General features: G+C 59.2%; 23 protein-coding genes. 13 read left to right on the top strand and 10 right to left on the bottom strand.

What is annotated here, in order from left to right:
• Position 1: 1 nt before the first annotated feature.
• Positions 2-1,357, bottom strand: a complete 1,356-nt coding sequence (gene pabB / locus ABLU95_RS01140; protein WP_086075449.1) for an aminodeoxychorismate synthase component 1 — start codon at positions 1,355-1,357, stop codon at positions 2-4.
• A gap of 88 nt (positions 1,358-1,445) precedes the next feature.
• On the opposite strand from pabB, the gene ABLU95_RS01135 reads away from it, so the two are divergent.
• A complete protein-coding gene (locus ABLU95_RS01135; RefSeq protein WP_004203339.1) occupies positions 1,446-1,631 on the top strand; it encodes a YoaH family protein in 186 nt (61 codons plus the stop codon).
• Here ABLU95_RS01135 and ABLU95_RS01130 read toward each other — a convergent pair whose 3' ends face one another.
• The gene (locus ABLU95_RS01130; RefSeq protein WP_002910910.1) at positions 1,632-1,976 is read right to left on the bottom strand and encodes a RidA family protein; all 345 of its coding nucleotides are present in this window, start codon (positions 1,974-1,976) and stop codon (positions 1,632-1,634) included.
• A gap of 131 nt (positions 1,977-2,107) precedes the next feature.
• Here ABLU95_RS01130 and ABLU95_RS01125 point away from each other — a divergent pair, with 131 nt between their 5' ends.
• The 5 genes from ABLU95_RS01125 to rnd all read left to right on the top strand — a co-directional run bounded on the left by ABLU95_RS01125 (position 2,108) and on the right by rnd (position 8,567).
• Positions 2,108-4,018 (top strand): ATP-dependent DNA helicase, encoded by a 1,911-nt coding sequence (locus ABLU95_RS01125; protein WP_348878629.1) that lies wholly within the window; start codon positions 2,108-2,110, stop codon positions 4,016-4,018.
• 145 nt (positions 4,019-4,163) lie between these two features.
• On the top strand, positions 4,164-4,859 hold the full coding sequence (gene tsaB, locus ABLU95_RS01120; RefSeq protein ID WP_218810811.1) for a tRNA (adenosine(37)-N6)-threonylcarbamoyltransferase complex dimerization subunit type 1 TsaB: 696 nt from the start codon (positions 4,164-4,166) through the stop codon (positions 4,857-4,859).
• A gap of 38 nt (positions 4,860-4,897) precedes the next feature.
• A complete protein-coding gene (locus tag ABLU95_RS01115) occupies positions 4,898-5,479 on the top strand; it encodes a Slp family lipoprotein (RefSeq protein ID WP_032453356.1) in 582 nt (193 codons plus the stop codon).
• A gap of 205 nt (positions 5,480-5,684) precedes the next feature.
• Positions 5,685-7,370: a long-chain-fatty-acid--CoA ligase FadD gene (gene fadD / locus ABLU95_RS01110; protein ID WP_085551111.1), complete on the top strand. Its 1,686-nt coding sequence runs from the start codon at positions 5,685-5,687 to the stop codon at positions 7,368-7,370.
• 81 nt (positions 7,371-7,451) lie between these two features.
• Positions 7,452-8,567, top strand: a complete 1,116-nt coding sequence (rnd, locus tag ABLU95_RS01105; protein WP_023290210.1) for a ribonuclease D — start codon at positions 7,452-7,454, stop codon at positions 8,565-8,567.
• Between the two features lie 77 nt (positions 8,568-8,644).
• Here the strand turns inward: rnd and minE are convergent, their stop codons facing one another.
• Genes minE through minC form a run of 3 tightly spaced genes read right to left on the bottom strand, consistent with a single transcriptional unit; the run spans position 8,645 to position 10,452 of the window.
• Positions 8,645-8,914 (bottom strand): cell division topological specificity factor MinE, encoded by a 270-nt coding sequence (gene minE, locus ABLU95_RS01100; RefSeq protein WP_004103270.1) that lies wholly within the window; start codon positions 8,912-8,914, stop codon positions 8,645-8,647.
• A 3-nt stretch (positions 8,915-8,917) separates the two neighbouring features.
• Positions 8,918-9,730, bottom strand: a complete 813-nt coding sequence (minD, locus tag ABLU95_RS01095; RefSeq protein ID WP_002910900.1) for a septum site-determining protein MinD — start codon at positions 9,728-9,730, stop codon at positions 8,918-8,920.
• 23 nt (positions 9,731-9,753) lie between these two features.
• Positions 9,754-10,452 carry a septum site-determining protein MinC gene (minC, locus tag ABLU95_RS01090; protein ID WP_023290209.1) on the bottom strand — a complete coding sequence of 233 codons (699 nt, stop codon included), beginning with the start codon at positions 10,450-10,452 and terminating at the stop codon, positions 9,754-9,756.
• 126 nt (positions 10,453-10,578) lie between these two features.
• On the opposite strand from minC, the gene ABLU95_RS01085 reads away from it, so the two are divergent.
• From ABLU95_RS01085 to ABLU95_RS01075, 3 genes are all read left to right on the top strand, one after another.
• A complete protein-coding gene (locus ABLU95_RS01085; RefSeq protein WP_004203320.1) occupies positions 10,579-10,860 on the top strand; it encodes a YcgL domain-containing protein in 282 nt (93 codons plus the stop codon).
• 16 nt (positions 10,861-10,876) lie between these two features.
• On the top strand, positions 10,877-11,536 hold the full coding sequence (locus ABLU95_RS01080) for a fumarylacetoacetate hydrolase family protein (protein ID WP_023290208.1): 660 nt from the start codon (positions 10,877-10,879) through the stop codon (positions 11,534-11,536).
• 94 nt (positions 11,537-11,630) lie between these two features.
• Positions 11,631-12,077 (top strand): YcgN family cysteine cluster protein, encoded by a 447-nt coding sequence (locus ABLU95_RS01075; protein ID WP_017900197.1) that lies wholly within the window; start codon positions 11,631-11,633, stop codon positions 12,075-12,077.
• 6 nt (positions 12,078-12,083) lie between these two features.
• On the opposite strand, the gene ABLU95_RS01070 is transcribed toward ABLU95_RS01075, so the two are convergent.
• From ABLU95_RS01070 to nhaB, 3 genes are all read right to left on the bottom strand, one after another.
• Positions 12,084-12,428: a DUF1971 domain-containing protein gene (locus ABLU95_RS01070; protein WP_032453353.1), complete on the bottom strand. Its 345-nt coding sequence runs from the start codon at positions 12,426-12,428 to the stop codon at positions 12,084-12,086.
• Positions 12,429-12,578: 150 nt separating this feature from the next.
• Complete coding sequence (gene dsbB / locus ABLU95_RS01065) at positions 12,579-13,109, bottom strand: disulfide bond formation protein DsbB (RefSeq protein ID WP_004203315.1); 531 nt, start codon at positions 13,107-13,109, stop codon at positions 12,579-12,581.
• A gap of 128 nt (positions 13,110-13,237) precedes the next feature.
• Positions 13,238-14,788 (bottom strand): sodium/proton antiporter NhaB, encoded by a 1,551-nt coding sequence (nhaB, locus tag ABLU95_RS01060; RefSeq protein WP_101978084.1) that lies wholly within the window; start codon positions 14,786-14,788, stop codon positions 13,238-13,240.
• A gap of 248 nt (positions 14,789-15,036) precedes the next feature.
• Here nhaB and fadR point away from each other — a divergent pair, with 248 nt between their 5' ends.
• A complete protein-coding gene (gene fadR, locus ABLU95_RS01055; protein WP_004203311.1) occupies positions 15,037-15,756 on the top strand; it encodes a fatty acid metabolism transcriptional regulator FadR in 720 nt (239 codons plus the stop codon).
• 74 nt (positions 15,757-15,830) lie between these two features.
• On the opposite strand, the gene ABLU95_RS01050 is transcribed toward fadR, so the two are convergent.
• Positions 15,831-17,363 (bottom strand): SpoVR family protein, encoded by a 1,533-nt coding sequence (locus ABLU95_RS01050; protein ID WP_004203310.1) that lies wholly within the window; start codon positions 17,361-17,363, stop codon positions 15,831-15,833.
• A gap of 76 nt (positions 17,364-17,439) precedes the next feature.
• Here ABLU95_RS01050 and ABLU95_RS01045 point away from each other — a divergent pair, with 76 nt between their 5' ends.
• The 3 genes from ABLU95_RS01045 to dadX all read left to right on the top strand — a co-directional run bounded on the left by ABLU95_RS01045 (position 17,440) and on the right by dadX (position 20,063).
• Positions 17,440-17,586, top strand: a complete 147-nt coding sequence (locus ABLU95_RS01045) for a hypothetical protein (protein WP_060591653.1) — start codon at positions 17,440-17,442, stop codon at positions 17,584-17,586.
• Between the two features lie 98 nt (positions 17,587-17,684).
• Positions 17,685-18,983, top strand: a complete 1,299-nt coding sequence (locus ABLU95_RS01040; protein ID WP_101978085.1) for a D-amino acid dehydrogenase — start codon at positions 17,685-17,687, stop codon at positions 18,981-18,983.
• Between the two features lie 9 nt (positions 18,984-18,992).
• Positions 18,993-20,063, top strand: a complete 1,071-nt coding sequence (dadX, locus tag ABLU95_RS01035; protein WP_023290204.1) for a catabolic alanine racemase DadX — start codon at positions 18,993-18,995, stop codon at positions 20,061-20,063.
• A gap of 16 nt (positions 20,064-20,079) precedes the next feature.
• Here dadX and ABLU95_RS01030 read toward each other — a convergent pair whose 3' ends face one another.
• A complete protein-coding gene (locus ABLU95_RS01030; protein WP_348878625.1) occupies positions 20,080-21,813 on the bottom strand; it encodes a potassium/proton antiporter in 1,734 nt (577 codons plus the stop codon).
• Positions 21,814-21,853 lie beyond the last annotated feature (40 nt).

The raw sequence follows: 21,853 nt of genomic DNA, 5'->3' as shown, positions 1-21,853 counted from the left end.
TCTAGTTCTCCAGTTGGTGCAGGATACGATTAACTTTATCAAAAGTTTCCTGATATTCCGCATCTTCCTCGCTGTCCGCGACGATACCGCCTCCGGCGGAGCAATACAGTTGCCCCTGCCAGGCCGTCAGGGTGCGAATGGTGATGCTGGTATCCATATTGCCGCAATAGCTCAGATAGCCGACGCTCCCGCACCAGGCGTTGCGTCGCTGGGGTTCCAGTTCATCAATAATCTCCATCGCCCGTACCTTCGGCGCGCCGGTGATCGACCCTCCGGGGAAGGCGGCGCGCAGCAGATCGCTGGCATGAAGCGTCGCCGGCAGGCGGGCGGTGATGGTGCTGACCAGATGATGGACCGCCGGGAACGGCTCCACCACGAACAGCTCGGGGACCCGCACGCTGCCCGGGACGGCGACGCGGCCGATGTCGTTGCGCATCAGGTCGACAATCATTAAATTCTCAGCGCGGTCTTTCGGCGAGTTAGCCAGCTTCTCCGCCTGCTGCGCATCCGCCAGCGGCGAATCGAGCCGCGGCAGGGTGCCCTTAATCGGGCGCGTCTGGATCTCACCCTGGCGGAGCTGAATAAATCGCTCCGGCGACAGGCTTAAAATCGCCCCTTCCGCAAGGCGGATGAAGGCGCTAAAGGGGGCGCGGTTGGCGGCGTTCAGCCGGCGGAAGGCCTGCCATTCATCCCCGACGTAGCGGGCCTGAAAACGCTGGGCGAGGTTGACCTGATAGCAGTCACCGCTGCGCAGATAGGCCTGCACCTGACGAAATTTCTCGCCGTACTGCTGGCGGCTCATATTTGACTGCCAGGCCGAGGTCAGGGCGAAGGTTTCACCCGGCGCCGGCGTTTGCGCCTCCAGCCACTGCAGACGCTGCTGCGGGTCGTCATAGCTGAGCAGCGACACCTGCTGGCGCTGATGGTCGACGATCAGCGCCCAGTCATAAATCCCCACCGCCATATCCGGCAGCGCGATATCGGCCTGCGCGGCAGCGGGAAGTCGCTCAAAACGGCGGCCCAGATCGTAACCGAAAAGCCCCAGCGCGCCGCCAAGAAACGGCAGATCCTCATGGGGCTGCGGCGTGAACGGCTGACGATCCAGCTGCTGCTGAAGCAGTTGCAGCGGATCGTCAGCCGAGACACAAACGGTCTCGCCGTCATCGATCCAGGTCTGTTCACCGCGCGTCAGCAACGTGGCGCGCGGGGCCGCCACCAGGATATCAAAACGGTTATGCGGATGGTCGGCAAAGCCGGAATGCAGCAGCATCGCCCAGGGCGTGGCGCTTAACGGCGTAAAATAGTATTCGGCGGCATCCGGGCGCCAGGGCAGGGTAATAATCGCGGGGGACAACATCTTTCTCGATCCTGAACGTTACCGTCCCTCTGGCGTAGGCGGGGACGGCGTGAAATAATTACGCCCCACAATGTAGCAGGAGTACAAGATGTTTGCAGGTTTACCTTCGCTGAGCCACGAGCAACAGCAAAAAGCGGTCGAACGTATCCAGGAACTGATGGCCCAGGGGATGAGCAGCGGCCAGGCGATTGCCCTGGTGGCGGAAGAGCTACGCGCGACGCATACCGGCGAACGAATCGTCGCGCGCTTTGAAGATGAAGACGAAGACGAGTAATTACACCGCGGCGATGATTTTGATCTCAACTTTATATTGCGGGTTCATCAGCGTCGCTTCCACCGTGCAGCGCACCGGGGCGTGACCGGCTACCACCCAGGCGTCCCAGGCTTTATTCATCGCCGCAAAGTCGCTTTTGTCGGCAAGGAAAATAGTGGCGTCAAGAATACGCGACTTGTCGCTGCCCTGTTTTTCCAGCACCGCGTCAATCTGCGCCAGGGTGTTGGCGGTCTGCTCGAAGGCATCGGCATCAAGATTCGCCGGTACGCCGGTGTAGTAAAGGGTCTGATTGTGGATCACTACATCTGACCAGCGGGCTTCGGCATCAATACGCGTAATTGTCATTTCTCATTCCTCTTTGAGCATTCCATTCGGCAGCGGCAAGACTGCCATAATGTTCCGCTCGCGTCACTACCCGGACTGGCGAAACGCCGTCCTCCCTGACATAATCACTGTCCAAATAACCAGGGGGCAATGTGATCGACGATTTTGCAGCAGACGGCCAGCTAGCCAAAGCCATACCGGGATTTAAACCGCGCGAGCCGCAGCGCCAGATGGCGGTGGCGGTCAGCGAAGCGATTGAGGCCTCCCGGCCGCTGGTGGTGGAAGCGGGGACCGGAACCGGTAAAACCTACGCTTACCTGGCGCCGGCGCTGCGGGCGAAAAAAAAGGTGATTATCTCCACCGGGTCGAAAGCGCTGCAGGATCAGCTCTACAGCCGCGATCTGCCCACCGTCGCCACAGCGCTGAAATTCACCGGCAAACTGGCGCTGCTAAAAGGGCGCTCCAACTACCTGTGCCTCGAACGCCTGGAACAGCAGGCGCTGGCGGGGGGCGATCTGCCGGTGCAAACCCTCAGCGACGTGATCCTCCTGCGCTCCTGGTCGAACCAAACCCAGGATGGCGATATCAGCACCTGCGCCAGCGTGGCGGAAGATTCCCAGGCCTGGCCGCTGGTCACCAGCACCAACGATAACTGCCTTGGCAGCGACTGTCCGCTGTATAAAGATTGCTTCGTGGTGAAGGCGCGTAAAAAAGCGATGGACGCCGACGTGGTGGTGGTCAACCATCATCTGTTTCTTGCCGATATGGTGGTCAAAGAGAGCGGCTTTGCCGAACTGATCCCCGAGGCGGAGGTGATGATTTTCGACGAAGCCCATCAGCTGCCGGATATCGCCAGCCAGTACTTTGGCCAGTCGCTCTCCAGCCGCCAGCTGCTGGATCTGGCGAAAGACATCACCATTGCCTACCGCACCGAACTGAAAGACACCCAGCAGCTGCAAAAATGCGCCGACCGCCTGGCGCAAAGCGCCCAGGATTTTCGCCTGCAGCTGGGGGACCCGGGCTACCGCGGCAACCTGCGCGAGCTGCTGGCGGACAGCCACATTCAGCGGGCGCTGCTGCTGCTCGATGATGCTCTTGAACTGTGTTACGACGTCGCCAAACTTTCGCTGGGGCGCTCGGCGCTGCTTGACGCCGCCTTTGAGCGCGCCACGCTTTATCGCGGGCGTCTGAAGCGGCTGAAAGAGATCAATCAGCCGGGCTACAGCTACTGGTATGAGTGCACCTCGCGCCACTTTACCCTTGCGCTGACGCCGTTGACCGTGGCCGAGAAGTTTAAAGAGGTGATGGCGCAGAAGTCGGGAAGCTGGATCTTTACCTCGGCGACGCTGTCGGTAAATGACGATCTACACCACTTCACCGCCCGGCTGGGAATCGACGAGGCGCAGACTCTGCTGCTGCCTAGCCCCTTTGACTATCAGCATCAGGCGCTGCTCTGCGTACCGCGTAATCTACCGCTGCCGAACCAGCCCGGCGCGGCGCGCCATCTGGCGGCCATGCTTAAACCGCTGATCGAGGCTAACGACGGTCGCTGCTTTATGCTGTGTACTTCGCACGCCATGATGCGCGATCTGGCGGAGCAGTTCCGCGCCACCATGACCCTGCCGGTGCTGCTGCAGGGCGAGACCAGTAAAGGCCAGCTGCTGCAGCAGTTCGTCAGCGCCGGCAACGCCCTGCTGGTGGCCACCAGCAGCTTCTGGGAAGGGGTCGATGTGCGCGGAGACGCGCTGTCGCTGGTGATCATCGATAAGCTGCCGTTTACCTCGCCGGACGACCCGCTGCTGAAAGCGCGGATGGAAGATTGCCGGCTACGCGGCGGCGATCCGTTCGATGAAGTGCAGCTCCCGGACGCGGTGATCACCCTCAAGCAGGGGGTGGGCCGGCTGATCCGCGATATCGACGACCGTGGGGTGCTGGTTATCTGTGACAACCGGCTGGTGATGCGCCCTTACGGCGCGGTGTTCCTGGCCAGCCTGCCGCCCGCGCCGCGGACCCGCGATATCCGCCGGGCGGTGCGCTTCCTCGCCGTGCCGCCGGCAAGGTAATCCGCCCTAAAATGTGTTAAGCTGCGCGCCATTTTGTTAATTAGCGGTTCCCACTAGACTTCGGGCGGTGTGGCGACGGATTGACCGTCTGCCGGTAAACAGGCTGCCTGAAGGCCTGAACTATGTAACGAGAGCGTGACCACCCATGCGAATTTTGGCTATCGATACCGCCACAGAGGCCTGCTCCGCGGCGCTGTGGAATGATGGCACCCTTAGTGCTCATTTCGAAATTTGTCCCCGCGAACACACCCAACGTATCCTGCCGCTGGTGCAGGAGGTTCTCACCGAGAGCGGCACCACCCTGACCGAGCTGGACGCGCTGGCCTTTGGCCGCGGCCCGGGCAGCTTTACCGGCGTGCGTATCGGCATCGGTATCGCCCAGGGGCTGGCGCTCGGCGCGGAGCTGCCGATGATCGGCGTTTCCACGCTGGCCACCATGGCGCAAGGCGCCTGGCGCAAAACCGGCGCCACCCGCGTGCTGGCGGCGATTGACGCCAGGATGGGTGAAGTCTACTGGGCTGAGTACCAGCGCGACGAGCAGGGCGTCTGGCACGGCGAAGAGACGGAAGCGGTGCTCAAACCGGACGCGGTGGCCGAACGGCTGGCGCAGCTTTCCGGCGAATGGGCCACCGTCGGCACCGGCTGGCAGGCGTGGCCGGATCTGGCGAAAGAGAGCGGACTGACCTTAAGCAGCGGCGAAATCGAACTGCCGGCGGCAGAGGATATGCTGCCGTTAGCCCGTTATCTGCTGGCGGCAGGGAAAACCGTGGCCGTGGAGAAAGCGGAGCCGGTTTATTTGCGTAACGAGGTGGCGTGGAAGAAACTTCCGGGCCGCGAGTGAATCTCAGTAACAAGAAGACTGAGAAAAGGAGTCGCATCATGGCGGGTCAAAAACAGGGCGTTCGCTGGCTGCTGGCCGCGGCGGTTGCCGTTGCGCTGAGCGGCTGCGTATCGGTGCCGGATGCCATCAAAGGCACCAGCCCCACGCCGCAGCAGGATTTGGTGCGGGTGATGAACGCCCCGCAGCTGTACGTTGGTCAGGAAGCGCGCTTTGGCGGCAAGGTGGTCAACGTGCAGAACCAGCAGGGTAAAACCCGCTTAGAAATCGCTACCGTGCCGCTGGACAGCGGTGCGCGGCCGGAACTGGGCGAACCCTCGCGCGGGCGAATCTTTGCCGATGTTAACGGCTTCCTCGATCCGGTGGACTTCCGGGGTCAGCTGGTGACCGTGGTCGGTCCGATTGCCGGGGTGGTGGATGGCAAAGTGGGTAGCACGCCCTACAAATTTATGCTGATGAACGCCACCGGCTACAAACGCTGGAACGTGGTGCAGCAGGTGGTGATGCCCCCGCAGCCCATCGACCCGTGGATGCTGGGTCCCCGCCCCTGGGGGTACGGCTATGGCGGATGGGGATGGTACAACCCCGGCCCTGCTGAGGTAAGAAACGTTGTAACTGAATGATTTTGTTGTTTTTGTTAGTTCAAAGAAACAGCGGCCAGTCCGCTGTTTCTTTGTTTTCAGTCGAATAAGAAAAAAAATAGTGACGCGCTTCGCAACCTGCTCATTGCCTAATTAATAAACTGGTACGCTGAGTTAATATAATGTTAACAAAATGTATTTCCCAGGGGCTGTGATGACGACGAATAACTATTTCAGAGGTGATGCAGTGAAAAAGGTTTGGCTAAACCGTTATCCCGCAGATGTTCCGGCGGAGATAAATCCTGACCGCTATCAATCCCTGGTTGAACTGTTTGAACATGCCACCACCCGTTACGCCGACCAACCGGCGTTTATCAATATGGGTGAAGTGATGACCTACCGTAAGCTGGAAGAGCGCAGTCGCGCCTTCGCCGCTTACCTTCAGGAGGGCTTAGGGTTACAGAAGGGCGATCGGGTGGCCCTGATGATGCCTAACCTGCTGCAGTATCCGGTGGCCCTGTTTGGCATCCTGCGCGCCGGGATGATCGTGGTCAACGTCAACCCCTTATATACCCCGCGTGAACTGGAGCATCAGCTCAACGACAGCGGCGCGGCGGCGATCGTCATCGTCTCCAACTTTGCCCATACCCTGGAAAAAGTGGTGGCGAAGACCCAGGTGAAACACGTGATCCTGACGCGCATGGGCGATCAGCTCTCTACCGCCAAAGGCACGCTGGTGAACTTTGTGGTTAAGTACATCAAGCGCCTGGTGCCGAAGTACCATCTGCCGGATGCCATCTCGTTTCGCAGCGCGCTGCAGCACGGCTATCGCATGCAGTACGTGAAGCCGGAGATCGTAGCGGAAGATCTGGCGTTTCTGCAGTACACCGGGGGCACTACCGGGGTGGCTAAAGGGGCGATGCTGACCCATCGCAACATGCTGGCCAACCTCGAGCAGGTCAATGCCACCTACGGCCCGCTGCTGCATCGCGGCAAAGAGTTCGTGGTGACCGCGCTGCCGCTGTATCACATTTTCGCCCTCACCATGAACTGCCTGCTGTTTATCGAGCTGGGCGGGCAGAATCTGCTGATCACCAACCCGCGCGACATACCCGGACTGGTGAAGGAGCTGGCGAAATATCCCTTTACCGCCATGACCGGGGTCAATACCCTGTTCAACGCCTTGCTGAACAACAAAGAGTTCCAGCAGCTTGATTTCTCCTCGCTGCACCTCTCCGCCGGCGGCGGCATGCCGGTGCAGCAGGCGGTGGCTGAGCGCTGGGTGAAACTGACCGGGCAATATCTGCTTGAGGGCTACGGACTGACCGAGTGTTCGCCGCTGGTCAGCGTCAACCCCCACGATATCGACTACCACAGCGGCAGCATTGGTCTGCCGGTGCCTTCCACCGAAGCCAAACTGGTGGATGATGACGATAACGAAGTGGCGCCGGGCCAGCCTGGCGAACTCTGTATCAAGGGGCCGCAGGTGATGCTGGGCTACTGGCAGCGACCTGACGCGACGGATGAGATCATCAAGAACGGCTGGCTGCACACCGGGGATATTGCGGTGATGGATGAAGAGGGGTTCCTGCGCATCGTCGATCGGAAAAAAGATATGATCCTGGTGTCGGGTTTTAACGTCTATCCGAATGAAATCGAAGATGTGGTCATGCAGCACAGCGGCGTGCTGGAGGTGGCGGCCATCGGCGTGCCGTCCGGCAGCAGCGGCGAAGCGGTGAAGATCTTCGTGGTGAAGAAAGATGCCGCGTTAACCGAAGAAGCGCTGATTACGTTCTGCCGACGCCATTTGACCGGCTATAAGGTGCCGAAACTGGTGGAATTCCGTGACGAACTGCCGAAATCCAACGTCGGGAAAATTTTGCGGCGAGAACTGCGTGACGAAGCGCGCGCTAAAGTGGACAATAAAGGCTGAGTAACGAATGAGTCGCCAGACGCCGGCTACGCCGGCGTTTTTTATGGGCGCAAGTTAAGAGAGTATGCATTGAACTATCAGATGATCACCACCGACGATGGCCTGCGCGCTGTCTGCGAAGCGGCAAGCGCGGCCTCCGCCGTCGCTCTGGATACGGAATTTGTCCGTACCCGCACCTATTACCCGCAGCTGGGCCTGCTGCAGCTGTTCGACGGCCACCAGGTCTCTCTGATCGATCCCTTGACGATTAACGACTGGGCGCCGATGCGCGACCTGCTGCTCAATCCGGATGTGACCAAATATCTGCATGCCGGCAGCGAAGATTTAGAAGTCTTCCTCAACGCGTTCAACCTGATGCCGCAGCCGCTGATCGACACCCAGATCCTGGCGGCCTTCTGCGGTCGGCCGATGTCCTGGGGCTTCGCCTCGATGGTGGAAGAGTATTCCGGGGTCGCGCTGGACAAAAGCGAATCCCGCACCGACTGGCTGGCGCGACCGCTGACCGAGCGTCAGTGTGAATACGCTGCGGCCGACGTCTGGTACCTGCTGCCGATCGCCAGCCAATTAATGGCGGAGACCGATCGCGCGGGCTGGCTATCGGCGGCACTGGACGAATGCCGCCTGATGCAGCAGCGCCGTCAGGAGGTGGTCGACCCGGCCGAGGCCTGGCGCGATATCGGCAACGCCTGGCAGCTGCGTACCCGCCAGCTGGGCTGCCTGCAGCTGCTGGCGGAGTGGCGTCTGCGCAAAGCGCGTGAACGCGACCTGGCGGTGAACTTTGTGGTGCGGGAAGAGCATCTGTGGAGCGTGGCGCGCTATATGCCCACCAGCCTCGGCGAGCTCGACAGCCTCGGGTTGTCCGGTAGCGAAATTCGCTTCCATGGCAAAACGCTGATCGGCCTGGTCGAGAAAGCCCAGGCGCTGCCGGAGTCGTCGCTGCCGGCGCCGCTGCAGAATCTGATCGACATGCCGGGCTACCGCAAAGCCTTTAAAGAGATTAAAGCGCTGGTGCAGGAAGTGAGCGCGGAGAAGGGCGTAAGCGCGGAGCTGCTGGCGTCGCGTCGACAGATCAACCAGCTGCTGAACTGGCACTGGCAGCTGAAAACGCAGGCCGCTGAGCCTGAGCTGATTTCCGGTTGGCGTGGTGAGCTGATGGGCGAACGGCTGAAGAGGCTGTTAAACGACTATCCGCGCTAGCGGGCGGTCTGGTTCAGGGTATAAAAAAACCGGCGGCGCGTGGCGTAGCCGGTTTTTTTTCGGGATGGAACAGCAGGTCAGGGTTTCGACTCTTCCGTTTCGGGTAGGGTCACGTTCAGCTCAAGAATGGAAATATCACCGTCCCGTTGCTCCAGCTGCACGCTGACCATCTCCGGGTCGATCTGCACGTATTTACAGATCACTTCCAGGATATCTTTGCGCAACTGCGGCAGGTAATGCGGCTCCGCGTCCCCGCGGCGGCGCTCGGCGACGATGATTTGCAGGCGTTCTTTCGCAATATTAGCCGTGTTCTTTTTTCGCGAGAGAAAAAAGTCGAGTAAAGCCATAATTTATCCTCCGAACAGGCGTTTGAGGAATCCTTTCTTCTCTTCTTCAATGAAGCGGAAAGGGCGTTCTTCTCCGAGCAGACGTTCAACGGTATCGGCATAGGCTTTGCCTGCGTCCGACGCGGCATCGAGGATCACGGGCTCACCCTGGTTGGATGCGCGCAGGACTGACTGGTCTTCCGGGATCACGCCCACCAGGTTGATGCGCAGAATCTCCAGTACGTCTTCCATGCTCAGCATATCGCCTTTATTGACGCGGCCTGGATTGTAGCGGGTCAGCAGCAGGTGTTCTTTGATCGGCTCTTCGCCATTTTCCGCGCGGCGGGATTTGGAGGCGAGAATGCCAAGGATACGGTCGGAGTCGCGAACGGAGGAGACTTCCGGGTTGGTGGTGATAATGGCTTCATCAGCGAAATAGAGCGCCATCAGCGCACCGGTTTCAATGCCTGCCGGGGAATCACAGACGATGAAATCGAACTCCATCTTCTTCAGTTCTTCGAGAACTTTGTCGACGCCTTCGCGGGTCAGGGCGTCTTTATCCCGGGTCTGGGAAGCCGGGAGAATGTAGAGGTTTTCCGTGCGCTTATCTTTGATCAGCGCCTGGTTCAATGTGGCATCGCCCTGGATGACGTTGACGAAATCATAAACGACGCGACGTTCGCAGCCCATAATCAGGTCGAGGTTACGCAGGCCGATGTCGAAGTCGATAACGACGGTTTTCTTTCCCTTCTGGGCCAAACCTGTAGCGATGGCCGCGCTGGAGGTGGTCTTGCCAACGCCCCCTTTACCCGAAGTCACAACAATAATGCGTGCCATAGAAATTCCTTGTTAAAAAGGGATTAATTTAACGGTTGAATTGTCAAAGCGCTTTCGCCTAAACGCAGGCGTGCCGCTTTGCCATAAAATTCGGCCGGGATGTTATCGCTCAGCCAATATTCCCCGGCGATGGAGACCAGCTCCGCCGCAAGGTGGGTACAAAATATCTGGGCGTCTCTGTCGCCACCGGCGCCTGCCAATGCGCGTCCTCGCATCATGCCATATACATGGATATTGCCGTCAGCGATAAGTTCCGCGCCGGCACTCACATGATTTGTAACAATAAGATCACAGTGTGGCGCATAAATGCGCTGACCGGAACGTACCGGCTGGTCAATCAAACGCGTTTTTGTGATCTGGTTAGCAACTGGCGGCGGCGGGGCGGGTTCGGACGGTGCCGGACGAGGGGCTTTTTCTTTCCCTTCGGTTAATAACGGGATACCGGCGCGGTCGATTTCGGTTTTCAGGCGCGGGATTTTGCATCCGCTGACGCCCATAATACGTAAACCGGTCGCGGCGATAGCCTCGTTGACGGCGCGCCATTCGACGCTCTCCTCGACGCTGGCGATATTCACCACCACCGGAGCATGGCGTAAAAAGGCGGGAGCCTGGGCGATTTTGTCTTCTAACGCCTGACGAATAACCTCGGGATTTGCATCGTGCAAATGAACGACAGATAACGTGAAGCTACTGCCTTTAAGTTCGATTGGCGTATTTGACATCCTGGCCTTACTCAATTTGCTGTTTATCGACCGCCGAAGTGCGGTGATATTCCGAAGACTAAAAGGCATGTTATAGTCACTCATATATTGAGGCAAGTGACCACGGGTCTAATTCCGAGTAAAACTATGTTTTGTGTGATCTATCGAAGTACTAAACGTGAACAAACCTATTTATACGTCGAAAAAAAGGACGATTTCTCACGCGTTCCTGACGAGCTGATGCGCGGCTTCGGCACGCCGCAAATGGCGATGCTGCTGCCGCTGGATGGGCGCAAAAAACTGGTTAACGCCGACCTGGAAAAAGTGAAACAGGCGTTAAGCGAACAGGGCTATTACCTGCAACTTCCTCCGCCGTCTGAAAATCTACTAAAGAAACACCTGGCGGAACAGGGGAAACAATCCGATTAACCCACGAGGGAAAATAATGTACCAACATCATAACTGGCAGGGAGCGCTCCTGGATTATCCAGTGAGCAAAGTGGTTTGCGTCGGCAGTAATTATGCAAAGCACATCAAGGAAATGGGCAGTGCGACGCCGGAAGAGCCGGTGCTGTTTATTAAACCTGAGAGCGCGCTATGCGATCTCCGTCAGCCGTTGGTGCTTCCTGAGGGGCTGGGCTCGGTGCATCACGAAGTCGAGCTGGCGGTGCTGATCGGCGGTACGCTGCGTCAGGCGACGGAAGAGCATGTGCAGAAAGGGATTGCCGGCTATGGCGTCGCATTGGATCTCACCCTGCGCGACCTGCAGGCGAAGATGAAAAAGGCCGGACAGCCGTGGGAAAAGGCCAAAGGCTTCGATAACGCCTGTCCGATCTCCGGCTTTATTCCGGCCGCCGAGTTCCACGGCGACCCGCAGAATACGCCGTTAAGCCTGAAGATTAACGGCGAGGTGCGCCAGCAGGGCACCACCGCCGACATGATCCATAAGATCGTGCCGCTGATCGCCTATATGTCGCGCTTCTTTACTCTCAAAGCCGGGGACGTGATCCTCACCGGCACCCCGGAAGGGGTAGGGCCGCTGCACAGCGGCGACGAGCTGGTGGTCGGCTTCAACGGCCTGTCGCTCACCACCCGGGTACTGTAAGCGCGGTTTGCCGCCTTTTGGGGCGGCAAAACTTGCATCGTCGTGCCAGACTGGTTATAAGGTGCACCCTTAACTGGCAACGACGGACACTTCGATGAGCGAACAACCTTTCTGGCAACAAAAAACCCTGGATGACATGACCGACGCGGAGTGGGAATCGCTGTGTGACGGTTGCGGCCAGTGCTGCCTGCATAAGCTGATGGATGAAGATACCGATGAGATCTACTTCACCAACGTCGCCTGCCGTCAGCTCAATATCAAAACCTGCCAGTGCCGTAACTACGAGCGTCGTTTCGAATATGAGCCGGACTGCATCAAGCTCACGCGCGAAAATCTGCCGACTTTCGAATGGCTGCCGCCGACCTGCGCCTATCGCCTGCTGGCGGAAGGCAAGCCTCTGCCGGCCTGGCACCCGCTGCTGACCGGCTCAAAAGCGGCGATGCACGGCGAACGCATCTCCGTCCGTCATATTGCGGTGCCCGAGTCCACCGTTGTCGACTGGCAGGACCACATCCTCAATCTGCCTGACAGGGCCCGGTAAGCGCCGTCACGCTTTTTTCGCGTGGAACAGCCCGTTTTCACCGTCGGTTTCATCCGCCACCCAGAAGTGAATATTGAAGCGGGCATCGTCGCTGAGTTCGACGCGGTGCCAGTACTGCGGCGGACTGGTGGCAAACTGCCCGGCATGAATCACGACTTTTTTCTCCGGCTCCGTCGCCTGTTCATTGGCAAAACCGTAATAGGTCACCGTACCTTCCATGACGCACAGCTGACCGAAGACGCCGGCTGCGGTGTTGTGGTGGCTCAGCAGGGCGGCGGGGACGTTCTCTTTGGTAAAGAACGGGGTGGAGCGTTTAACTTTCCAGTCTGCGGGGATCAGTAAAGATGACATGTGAGCTCCTGTGGGGCTATATAAGATGTATCTAATATGCATCTTTTGGTGGCCGTGGTCAACCATAGACTGGAAACGATTCAGCGATGAACAGCAGGCACAAAAAAACGCCCCGGAGGGCGTTTCATGGTGTGCGGGACTCACAGCGGCTTAGCGGCCAAACAGATCGCGCTTTTTCGCTTTAAAAGGCTGAGCAACGATCACCAGGATAGCCACCACCAGATAGGCCGCGAAAATGCCCACCAGCCATTGCGGCATCTCCAGCGACAGGAACTGCCACTGGCGTACCGAACAGTCGCCGGACGCGACAAACACCTGCGGCAACCATTTATCCAGCGGCAGCCAGCTCGGGAAGCGGGCGGCGAAATCACAGGTCTGGAACGGCGATGGGTGCAACTGGATCATCGTATGTTCCCACGCCAGCTGCAGCCCACGTACCGCGCTGTACAGCCAAATCAGCATGGCGACATAGCGCAGCGGCGTTTTGGGGGCAATGGCGCCCACCAGGCCCGCGCCCATGATGCCAAACAGGGCGCAGCGTTCATAAATGCACATCACACACGGCTGCAGCAGCATCACGTGCTGGAACCACAGCGCGACGAGTTCGAGAATGAACGCGGTCAATGCCATCAGGAGCCAGGCGCCGCGTCCCCGCGAGCACTGGTTTAAATATTGCAACATAATCATTTCCCTGGAAGATGCTAAATCATGGCAGTGTAAACGAAAACCGAACCGACGCCAGCGGCCCGGCGGAAAATATTACGTAACTGGTTATTGAATCGCCCGGGCGAACCCGGGCGACAGGTGGATCAGGGCAGGGTGGGGGTAACCAGCCAGCCGTGAGCCAGCAACCATTCGGTGACCGGCATCAGGGTGAACTCGACGCACAGCAGGCCGACCAGCGTCAGCACGAGGGTGTAGGGCAGAGCCATCCACACCATGCGGCCATAGGAGAGCCGGATAAGCGGCGCCAGCGCGGAAGTCAGCAGGAAGAGGAATGCCGCCTGGCCGTTCGGGGTGGCCACTGACGGCAGGTTGGTGCCGGTGTTGATCGCCACCGCCAGCATCTCAAACTGCTTCAGGCTGATGGCGCCATGTTCGAGGGCGGTTTTCGCTTCGTTGATGTAGACCGTACCGACAAAAACGTTATCCGAGATGGACGACAGCAGGCCGTTAAACAGATAAAACAGCGACAGCTGCGCGTGCGGCGAGGCCTGCAGAACAAACTCGATGACCGGCGTGAACAGCTGCTGGTCGATGATCACCGCCACAACGGCAAAGAATACCGTCAGCAGCGCGGTGAAGGGCAACGCCTCGGTGAACGCCTTGCCAATCGCATGTTCATCGGTCACGCCGGTAAAGGTGGTAGCGAGAATGATCACCGACAGGCCAATGAGGCCGACTTCGGCAAGGTGCAAAGCGAGGGCTGCGATCAGCCAGACGCCAATCAGCGCCTGGGCAATCAGCCGCAGCCGTTCCTGACGACTGCGCTGCGCGCGGCTGCGATCGTCAAAGTCCTGCAGCACCTTTCGGACCGTCGGCGGCAGCGGTTCGCCGTAGCCAAACAGGCGATACTTTTCCACCAGCAGACAGGTCAGCAGCCCGCAGACCAGCACCGGCAGCGTGATGGGCGACATGCGAATGAAGAATTCGCCAAAATGCCAGCCCGCCGCTTTGGCGATAATCAAGTTTTGCGGCTCGCCGACCATGGTCATGACGCCGCCGAGCGCGGTACCGACGCCGGCGTGCATCATCAGGCTGCGCAGAAAACCGCGGAACTGCTCCAGCACCTCGCGGTAGTGCTGATCGATATGGCTGTCGTCCTGCATATCGCTATCGTCGGGGCGCGCCGAGGCGACGCGGTGATAGATGCCGTAAAACCCGACGGCGACGCTAATTACCACCGCCACCACGGTGAGCGCATCGAGAAAGGCGGAGAGAAAGGCGGCGGCCAGGCAGAAGGCCAGCGACAGCAGCATTTTGCTGCGGATGCCGAGCAGCAGGCGCGTAAAGACGAACAGAAGCAGCTGCTTCATAAAGTAGATGCCCGCCACCATGAACATCAGCAGGAGCAGCACTTCCAGGTTGCTGGCGATCTCTTCCCGCACATGACCCGGGCTGGTCATGCCGATCAGCACCGCTTCAAATGCCAGCAGCCCCCCCGGCAGCAGTGGATAGCACTTCAGCGCCATGGCGAGGGTAAAGATAAACTCAACCACCAGCAGCCAGCCGGCGACAAACGGCGCTAAGGCGAACACCAGCGGATTGATGATTAAGAAAATAATTAATGCCAGCTTGTACCAGTCAGGCGACTGGCCAAGAAAATTGCGCCACAGCGCGCGGCCATAAGAAATTTCCACGACAGAATCCTTCCCCGTCAGTTAGTACATGATTTTGTGCGTAACGATTGGCAAGAGTATCAGTTGAGCAAAATGAGAAGCAACTTTCTTCGCAGCGCGGCGGCGGCTACGGGCGAGAAGGAAAAGCGTAAAGTAAAAACGGAAAATGAAACGGCGATCCCTTTTTAATTCACTTGCGATGCTATCTGCGCTATAGCGGCTCTGGTATGATGAGTGCAATTGCAACAATGTGTAATGGAAATATTATTATGGTCATTAAGGCGCAGAGCCCTGCGGGTTTCGCGGAAGAGTATATCATTGAGAGCATCTGGAATAACCGCTTCCCACCTGGATCGATTCTCCCCGCTGAACGCGAGCTTTCTGAGCTGATCGGTGTCACCCGCACCACTCTGCGCGAAGTGTTGCAGCGTCTGGCGCGTGACGGCTGGTTGACCATTCAGCACGGCAAGCCTACCAAAGTGAACAACTTCTGGGAGACCTCCGGGCTGAATATCCTTGAAACGCTGGCGCGTCTCGATCACGACAGCGTCCCGCAGCTGATTGATAACCTGCTCTCCGTGCGCACCAATATTTCCACGATTTTTATTCGCACCGCGTTCCGTCAGCATCCGGATAAAGCGCTGGCGGTGCTGGACAGCGCCCGGGAAGTGGAAGATCACGCCGACGCCTTCGCCGACCTCGATTACAACATTTTCCGCGGTCTGGCGTTCGCCTCCGGCAATCCGATCTATGGTCTGATCCTCAACGGCATGAAGGGGCTGTATACCCGCATTGGCCGCCACTATTTCTCCAGCCCGGAAGCGCGCAGCCTGGCGCTGGGCTTTTATCATCAGCTGGCGAAGGTGTGCGAAGGCGGCCTGCACGATCAGGTGTATGAGCTGGTGCGTCGCTACGGCCATGACAGCGGCGAGATCTGGCACCGGATGCAGAAATCGCTGCCCGGCGATTTAGCTATGAATGTGCGTTAAGCTGGCTATTCGCCATCGATAAACACAATAAGGGGGCCGATGGCCCCCTTCGTCATTTTATTCGTCCCGCAAAGCTATAGCGCGTTCGGCCGCGCCGGGCAGCGGTCCAGTAGCTCAATGCTGCCGTCGGCGTTCTGCTGCTCCAGCAGCACATCGAACCCCCACAGACGATGCACATGTTTCAGCACTTCGCGCCGCCCTTTGTCCAGCGGGACACGGTTGTGCGGCACATAGCGCAACGTCAGCGAGCGGTCGCCGCGCAGGTCAACGTTCCACACCTGGATATTCGGCTCAAGATTGCTGAGGTTATATTGCGCTGAGAGCTTGTTGCGGATCTCGCGATAGCCCTCTTCGTTGTGGATCGCCGAGATCTCGAGATAATTGTTGTGGTCGTCGTCGAGCACGGTGAAGAAGCGGAAATCGCGCATGATCTTCGGCGACAGGAACTGGCTGATAAAGCTCTCATCCTTGAAGTCGCGCATGGCGAAATGCAGCGTTTCCAGCCAGTCGGAACCGGCGATATCCGGGAACCAGTACTTGTCCTCTTCGGTGGGCGACTGGCAGATGCGCTTGATGTCCTGGAACATGGCGAAGCCCAGCGCGTAGGGGTTAATCCCACTGTACCACGGACTGTTGTATGGCGGCTGGAACACCACGTTCGTGTGGCTGTGGAGAAACTCCAGCATAAAGCGCTCGGTCACTTTCCCTTCATCATAGAGATGATTGAGGATGGTGTAGTGCCAGAAGGTGGCCCACCCCTCGTTCATCACCTGGGTCTGTTTCTGCGGGTAGAAATACTGGCTGACTTTGCGCACGATGCGCAGGATCTCGCGCTGCCACGATTCCAGCAGCGGGGCGTTCTTCTCCATAAAGTACAGCAGGTTCTCCTGCGGTTCGGAAGGGTAGCGGCGGGCGGACTCAATCGCCTTCTCCTCTTCGCGCTTCGGCAGGGTGCGCCACAGCATATTCACCTGGCTCTGCAGATACTCTTCCCGGCTTTTCTGCCGCGCCTTCTCCTCCTGCAGAGAGATTTTTTGCGGACGTTTATAGCGGTCGACGCCGTAGTTCATCAGCGCATGGCAGGAGTCGAGCAGTTTCTCCACTTCGTCGACGCCATAGCGTTCTTCGCACTCGGTAATGTATTTGCGGGCGAAGATCAGGTAATCGATGATTGAGCTGGCGTCGGTCCAGCTGCGAAACAGGTAATTGTTTTTAAAGAACGAGTTATGCCCGTAGCAGGCGTGCGCCATCACCAGCGCCTGCATGGTGATGGTGTTTTCTTCCATCAGGTAGGCGATACAGGGGTTGGAGTTGATGACAATCTCATACGCCAGGCCCTGCTGGCCGTGCTTATAGGCCTGCTCGGTCTCAATGAATTTTTTGCCGAACGACCAGTGCGGATAGTTGATGGGCATGCCAACGCTGGAGTAGGCGTCCATCATCTGCTCGGAAGTAATGACTTCGATCTGGTGCGGGTAGGTGTCAAGACGATAGAGCTTAGCGACCCGGTCCACTTCGGCCAGGTAGGTCTCCAGTAACTCAAACGTCCAGTCGGGTCCATCGCTTAAACGGGTGGTGTCCCTGTTCATGGAGTCAATCGTAGCCATTAGCGCGCCCTCGTTGTTGTTGGTTTTCTCTGAACGGAAAACCTCTAAACAAGCATAGAACACCGCACAGCAAACTGTGTTGTCAGCCAATCGCTTTTCTTCGCGATTTCCCCATCTCAAAGCCGTTTTTTGCGCTTATTTACAGAATATAATGCTGGGTAAAAATAAAGCGCAGCATGAGATCGTAAATCTCGCAGCGCAGGACTGGTGCGGTTTGCTGTGAGTTAAGTCACCATAAATAAAGCGTATGTTGAATAATATTTTCATCTGAGTTATCAATTTGTAATTAGATGATTGTTCTTTAACTGTTACGGAGTCGCTATGCGTGTCGTCATACTGGGAAGTGGGGTGGTTGGGGTAGCCAGCGCGTGGTATTTGAGTCAGGCGGGTCATGAGGTGACGGTTATCGACCGTCAGCCCGGTCCGGCAGAGGAGACCAGCGCGGCCAACGCCGGGCAGATTTCTCCCGGCTATGCGGCGCCCTGGGCGGCGCCGGGGGTGCCGCTGAAGGCGATAAAATGGATGTTCCAGCGCCATGCGCCGCTGGCGATCGGCCTTGACGGCACGTCGTTCCAGCTGAAGTGGATGTGGCAGATGCTGCGCAACTGCGACACCCGCCACTATATGGAGAACAAAGGCCGGATGGTGCGCCTGGCGGAGTACAGCCGTGACTGCCTGAAGGCGCTGCGCGACACCACCGGCATTCAGTATGAAGGGCGTCAGGGCGGGACGCTGCAGCTGTTCCGTACCGCCAAACAGTATGAAAACGCCACCCGCGACATCGCGGTGCTGGAGGACGCCGGCGTGCCCTATCAGCTGCTGGAGGCGAAGCGGCTGGCGGAAGTGGAGCCCGCGCTGGCGGAGGTCAGCCACAAACTGACCGGCGGCCTGCGTCTGCCAAACGATGAAACCGGCGACTGCCAGCTGTTTACCACCCGTCTGGCGGCGATGGCGGAACAGGCCGGGGTCACTTTCCGCTTCAACACCCCGGTGGACGCCCTGCTGCAGGAGGGCGAACGCATTGCCGGGGTGAAATGCGGCGATGAGATTATCAAAGGCGACGCCTATGTGATGGCCTTCGGCTCCTACTCGACGGCGATGCTCAAGGGGCTGGTGGATATTCCGGTCTACCCGCTGAAAGGCTATTCGTTAACCATCCCGATTGCCCAGGAAGACGGCGCGCCGGTTTCCACTATCCTTGATGAGACGTATAAAATCGCCATCACCCGTTTCGATCAGCGCATTCGCGTCGGCGGTATGGCCGAGATCGTCGGTTTTAACAAAGCGCTGCTGCAGCCGCGTCGGGAAACTCTGGAAATGGTGGTGCGCGACCTGTTCCCGCGCGGCGGCCACGTTGAGCAGGCCACCTTCTGGACCGGCCTGCGGCCGATGACGCCGGACGGCACGCCGGTGGTCGGGCGCACGGCGTTTAAAAACCTGTGGCTCAACACCGGCCACGGTACCCTCGGCTGGACCATGGCCTGCGGCTCAGGGCAGCTGATCAGCGATTTGATCTCCGGCCGCACGCCGGCGATCCCTTACGACGATCTGGCGGTCGCCCGCTACAGCCCCGGGTTCACCCCGGCGCGTCCGCAGCATCTGCATGGCGCACACAACTAAGGAGCTTGCATGACCCGTCCGGTAGTGGCCAGCATCGACCTGCTGGCCTTGCGGCAGAATTTACAGATAGTGCGTCGCGCGGCCCCCGGGTCGCGCCTGTGGGCGGTGGTCAAAGCTAATGCTTATGGCCATGGCGTGGCGCGAGTATGGAGTGCGTTGAGCGCGGCGGATGGTTTCGCCTTGCTCAACCTTGAAGAGGCGATCCTGTTGCGCGAGCAGGGCTGGAAAGGTCCGATTCTGCTGCTGGAGGGCTTCTTCCATGCCGATGAGCTGGCGGTGCTGGATCAATATCGCTTAACCACCAGCGTTCACAGCAACTGGCAGATTAAGGCGCTGCAGCAGGCGAAGCTGCGCGCGCCGCTGGATATTTATCTCAAGGTGAACAGCGGCATGAACCGGCTGGGCTTTATGCCGGAGCGGGTGCATACCGTCTGGCAGCAGCTGCGGGCGATAAGCAATGTCGGCGAGATGACGCTGATGTCGCACTTCGCGGAGGCGGAGAACCCGCAGGGGATTGTCGAGCCGATGCGCCGGATTGAACAAGCGGCGGAGGGGCTGGATTGCCCGCGCTCGCTGGCCAACTCGGCGGCGACCCTCTGGCATCCGGAAGCGCATTTTGACTGGGTTCGACCGGGCATCGTGCTGTATGGCGCGTCGCCCTCCGGACAGTGGCAGGACATCGCGAATACCGGCCTGAAGCCGGTGATGGCCCTGCGCAGCGAAATCATCGCCGTGCAGAACCTGCGCCCCGGCGAGGCGATCGGCTATGGCGGCCTGTATCGCACCACTCAGGAGCAGCGGATCGGCATCGTCGCCTGCGGCTATGCCGACGGCTATCCGCGGGTGGCGCCGAGCGGCACGCCGGTGCTGGTGGACGGCGTGCGGACCACCACCGTCGGGCGCGTGTCGATGGATATGCTGGCGGTCGATTTAACCCCCTGTCCGCAGGCCGGGATTGGCGCGCCGGTCGAACTGTGGGGCAAAGAGATTAAAATCGACGACGTGGCGGCCAGCTGCGGCACCGTCGGCTATGAGCTGATGTGCGCCCTGGCGCCGCGGGTGCCGGTTGTGACCCTGTAACGTATTCCGGGGCGGATCACTCCGCCTCGTCTTCCGCGACCCGGACCCCTACCTTCAGTACGTGATCGTTCTCTTTTTCCGCTACTGTCCACACCATCCCGGCGAACTCCACCTGGTCGCCCACCACCGGCGCGGCGCCCAGCAGCTGCTGAACCACTTCCCCCAGCGACTGCTGATGTTCGCGGAACTCCTCTCCGCCGTCGATGCCGTAGATTTGCGCCACATCGGCGAAGCGGGCCTCGGCATCAAGGATAAAGTCGCCGAAAAAGCGCTGATCGAGCGCCACCGGCGGCGACTGGCTGAACATTTTGCCCAGCGCAGGCAGGTCGTGTTCCCGGCCAATGACGCACAGGATATCGCCTTCCCGCAGGCGGGTGCTGCCGGTGGGGTGCAGCAGGGCATTGTTGCGAAACAGCGCGGCAATCCGCGTCTCCGGCGGCATATGCAGGTCGCGCAGCGCCGCGCCGATGCACCATTTATCGGCCCCCAGCTGGTAGACGAACTGCTCCCACGGGTTTTCCGGGTGAATATCCAGCCCGACGCGGGAGATGGGCCAGCTGACGGGGGGCACCACCACTTTGGCTTTTTTCGCCGCCCACGATAGCGAGGTGCCCTGCAGCAGTAGCGACACCAGCACCACGAAGAAGGCGACATTAAAGAACAGGCGGGCGTTGTCCAGGCCGGCCATCATCGGGAACACCGCGAGAATAATCGGCACCGCGCCGCGCAGGCCAACCCAGCTGATAAACACCCGTTCACGGAGATTAAACCCGCGGAACGGCAGCAGACCGGCAAACACCGACAGCGGACGGGCAATGAAAATCATCCACATCGACAGCAGCAGCGCCGGGATAGCGATCGGCAGCAGGTCGGTGGGCGTCACCAGCAGGCCCAGCACCAGGAACATGGCGATTTGCGCCAGCCACGCCAGACCGTCGAAGTTCTGCAGGATACCGTGCCGGTTGCGGATCGGCCGATTGCCCAACAAAAAGCCGCAGAGATAGACGGCGAGGATACCGCTGCCGTCGAGGGTGGTGGTGACGGCGAAAATCATGATCCCGCCGCTCAGCGCCAGCAGCGGATAGAGCCCGGCGGGCAGCACGATGCGGTTGATCATCTGCAGCAGCAGGTAGCCGCCGCCGAGGCCGATGACGATCCCGAGGCCAAACTGTTGAATGATATGCACGGCGAACATCCAGCTGAGGCCGGTCTGGTGCTGCTGGATCATTTCGATCAGGGTGATGGTCAGGAAAACCGCCATCGGGTCGTTACTGCCTGACTCAATTTCCAGCGTCGAGCCGACGCGCTCGTTGAGCCCCTTGCCGCCGAGCAGCGAGAAGACCGCCGCGGCGTCGGTGGAGCCGACAATGGCGCCGATCAGCAGGCCTTCGATCATATCCAGTTTGAACAGCCAGGCCGCCATCATCCCGGTGAGCGCCGAAGTGATCAGCACCCCGACCGTCGCCAGCGACAGCGCCGGCCATAGCGCCACGCGAAAGGAGCTGGCCTGGGTGCGCATCCCGCCGTCCAGCAGGATCACCGCCAGCGCCAGGTTACTCACCATGTAGGCGAAGGGGTAGTTGTCGAAGGGGATGCCGCCGATGCCGTCAATGCCTGCCAGCATCCCGATAGCCAGAAAGATGACCAGAATCGGGATGCCAAGGCGAGAAGAAAAGGAGCTCAATAAGATACTGCAGGTTACTAAAACAGAACCCAGAATAAACAGACTAATGACCGCAGCGGCGTCCAATGTTCACGTACTCCCTGACTGGCGTGAAAAAATGGCTAAA

Origin of the sequence: Klebsiella sp. GG_Kp146 (genome assembly GCF_040061975.1) — a bacterium.
In the GTDB taxonomy this organism is placed as follows: Bacteria; Pseudomonadota; Gammaproteobacteria; order Enterobacterales; family Enterobacteriaceae; genus Klebsiella; species Klebsiella quasipneumoniae.
This window is presented reverse-complemented; position numbering and strand designations above follow the sequence as displayed.

Excerpts from the sequence above, each read along its gene's own strand:
- ABLU95_RS01075 (WP_017900197.1), top strand. The coding sequence starts at position 11,631 with ATGAGCGAACAACCTTTCTGGCAACAAAAAACCCTGGATGACATGACC.
- ABLU95_RS01085 (WP_004203320.1), top strand. The coding sequence starts at position 10,579 with ATGTTTTGTGTGATCTATCGAAGTACTAAACGTGAACAAACCTATTTA.
- ABLU95_RS01040 (WP_101978085.1), top strand. The coding sequence starts at position 17,685 with ATGCGTGTCGTCATACTGGGAAGTGGGGTGGTTGGGGTAGCCAGCGCG.
- ABLU95_RS01115 (WP_032453356.1), top strand. The coding sequence starts at position 4,898 with ATGGCGGGTCAAAAACAGGGCGTTCGCTGGCTGCTGGCCGCGGCGGTT.
- ABLU95_RS01070 (WP_032453353.1), bottom strand. The coding sequence starts at position 12,428 with ATGTCATCTTTACTGATCCCCGCAGACTGGAAAGTTAAACGCTCCACC.
- ABLU95_RS01080 (WP_023290208.1), top strand. The coding sequence starts at position 10,877 with ATGTACCAACATCATAACTGGCAGGGAGCGCTCCTGGATTATCCAGTG.
- fadR (WP_004203311.1), top strand. The coding sequence starts at position 15,037 with ATGGTCATTAAGGCGCAGAGCCCTGCGGGTTTCGCGGAAGAGTATATC.
- dsbB (WP_004203315.1), bottom strand. The coding sequence starts at position 13,109 with ATGTTGCAATATTTAAACCAGTGCTCGCGGGGACGCGGCGCCTGGCTC.
- minE (WP_004103270.1), bottom strand. The coding sequence starts at position 8,914 with ATGGCTTTACTCGACTTTTTTCTCTCGCGAAAAAAGAACACGGCTAAT.
- tsaB (WP_218810811.1), top strand. The coding sequence starts at position 4,164 with ATGCGAATTTTGGCTATCGATACCGCCACAGAGGCCTGCTCCGCGGCG.
- minC (WP_023290209.1), bottom strand. The coding sequence starts at position 10,452 with ATGTCAAATACGCCAATCGAACTTAAAGGCAGTAGCTTCACGTTATCT.
- rnd (WP_023290210.1), top strand. The coding sequence starts at position 7,452 with ATGATCACCACCGACGATGGCCTGCGCGCTGTCTGCGAAGCGGCAAGC.
- ABLU95_RS01135 (WP_004203339.1), top strand. The coding sequence starts at position 1,446 with ATGTTTGCAGGTTTACCTTCGCTGAGCCACGAGCAACAGCAAAAAGCG.
- pabB (WP_086075449.1), bottom strand. The coding sequence starts at position 1,357 with ATGTTGTCCCCCGCGATTATTACCCTGCCCTGGCGCCCGGATGCCGCC.
- dadX (WP_023290204.1), top strand. The coding sequence starts at position 18,993 with ATGACCCGTCCGGTAGTGGCCAGCATCGACCTGCTGGCCTTGCGGCAG.
- minD (WP_002910900.1), bottom strand. The coding sequence starts at position 9,730 with ATGGCACGCATTATTGTTGTGACTTCGGGTAAAGGGGGCGTTGGCAAG.
- ABLU95_RS01050 (WP_004203310.1), bottom strand. The coding sequence starts at position 17,363 with ATGGCTACGATTGACTCCATGAACAGGGACACCACCCGTTTAAGCGAT.
- ABLU95_RS01130 (WP_002910910.1), bottom strand. The coding sequence starts at position 1,976 with ATGACAATTACGCGTATTGATGCCGAAGCCCGCTGGTCAGATGTAGTG.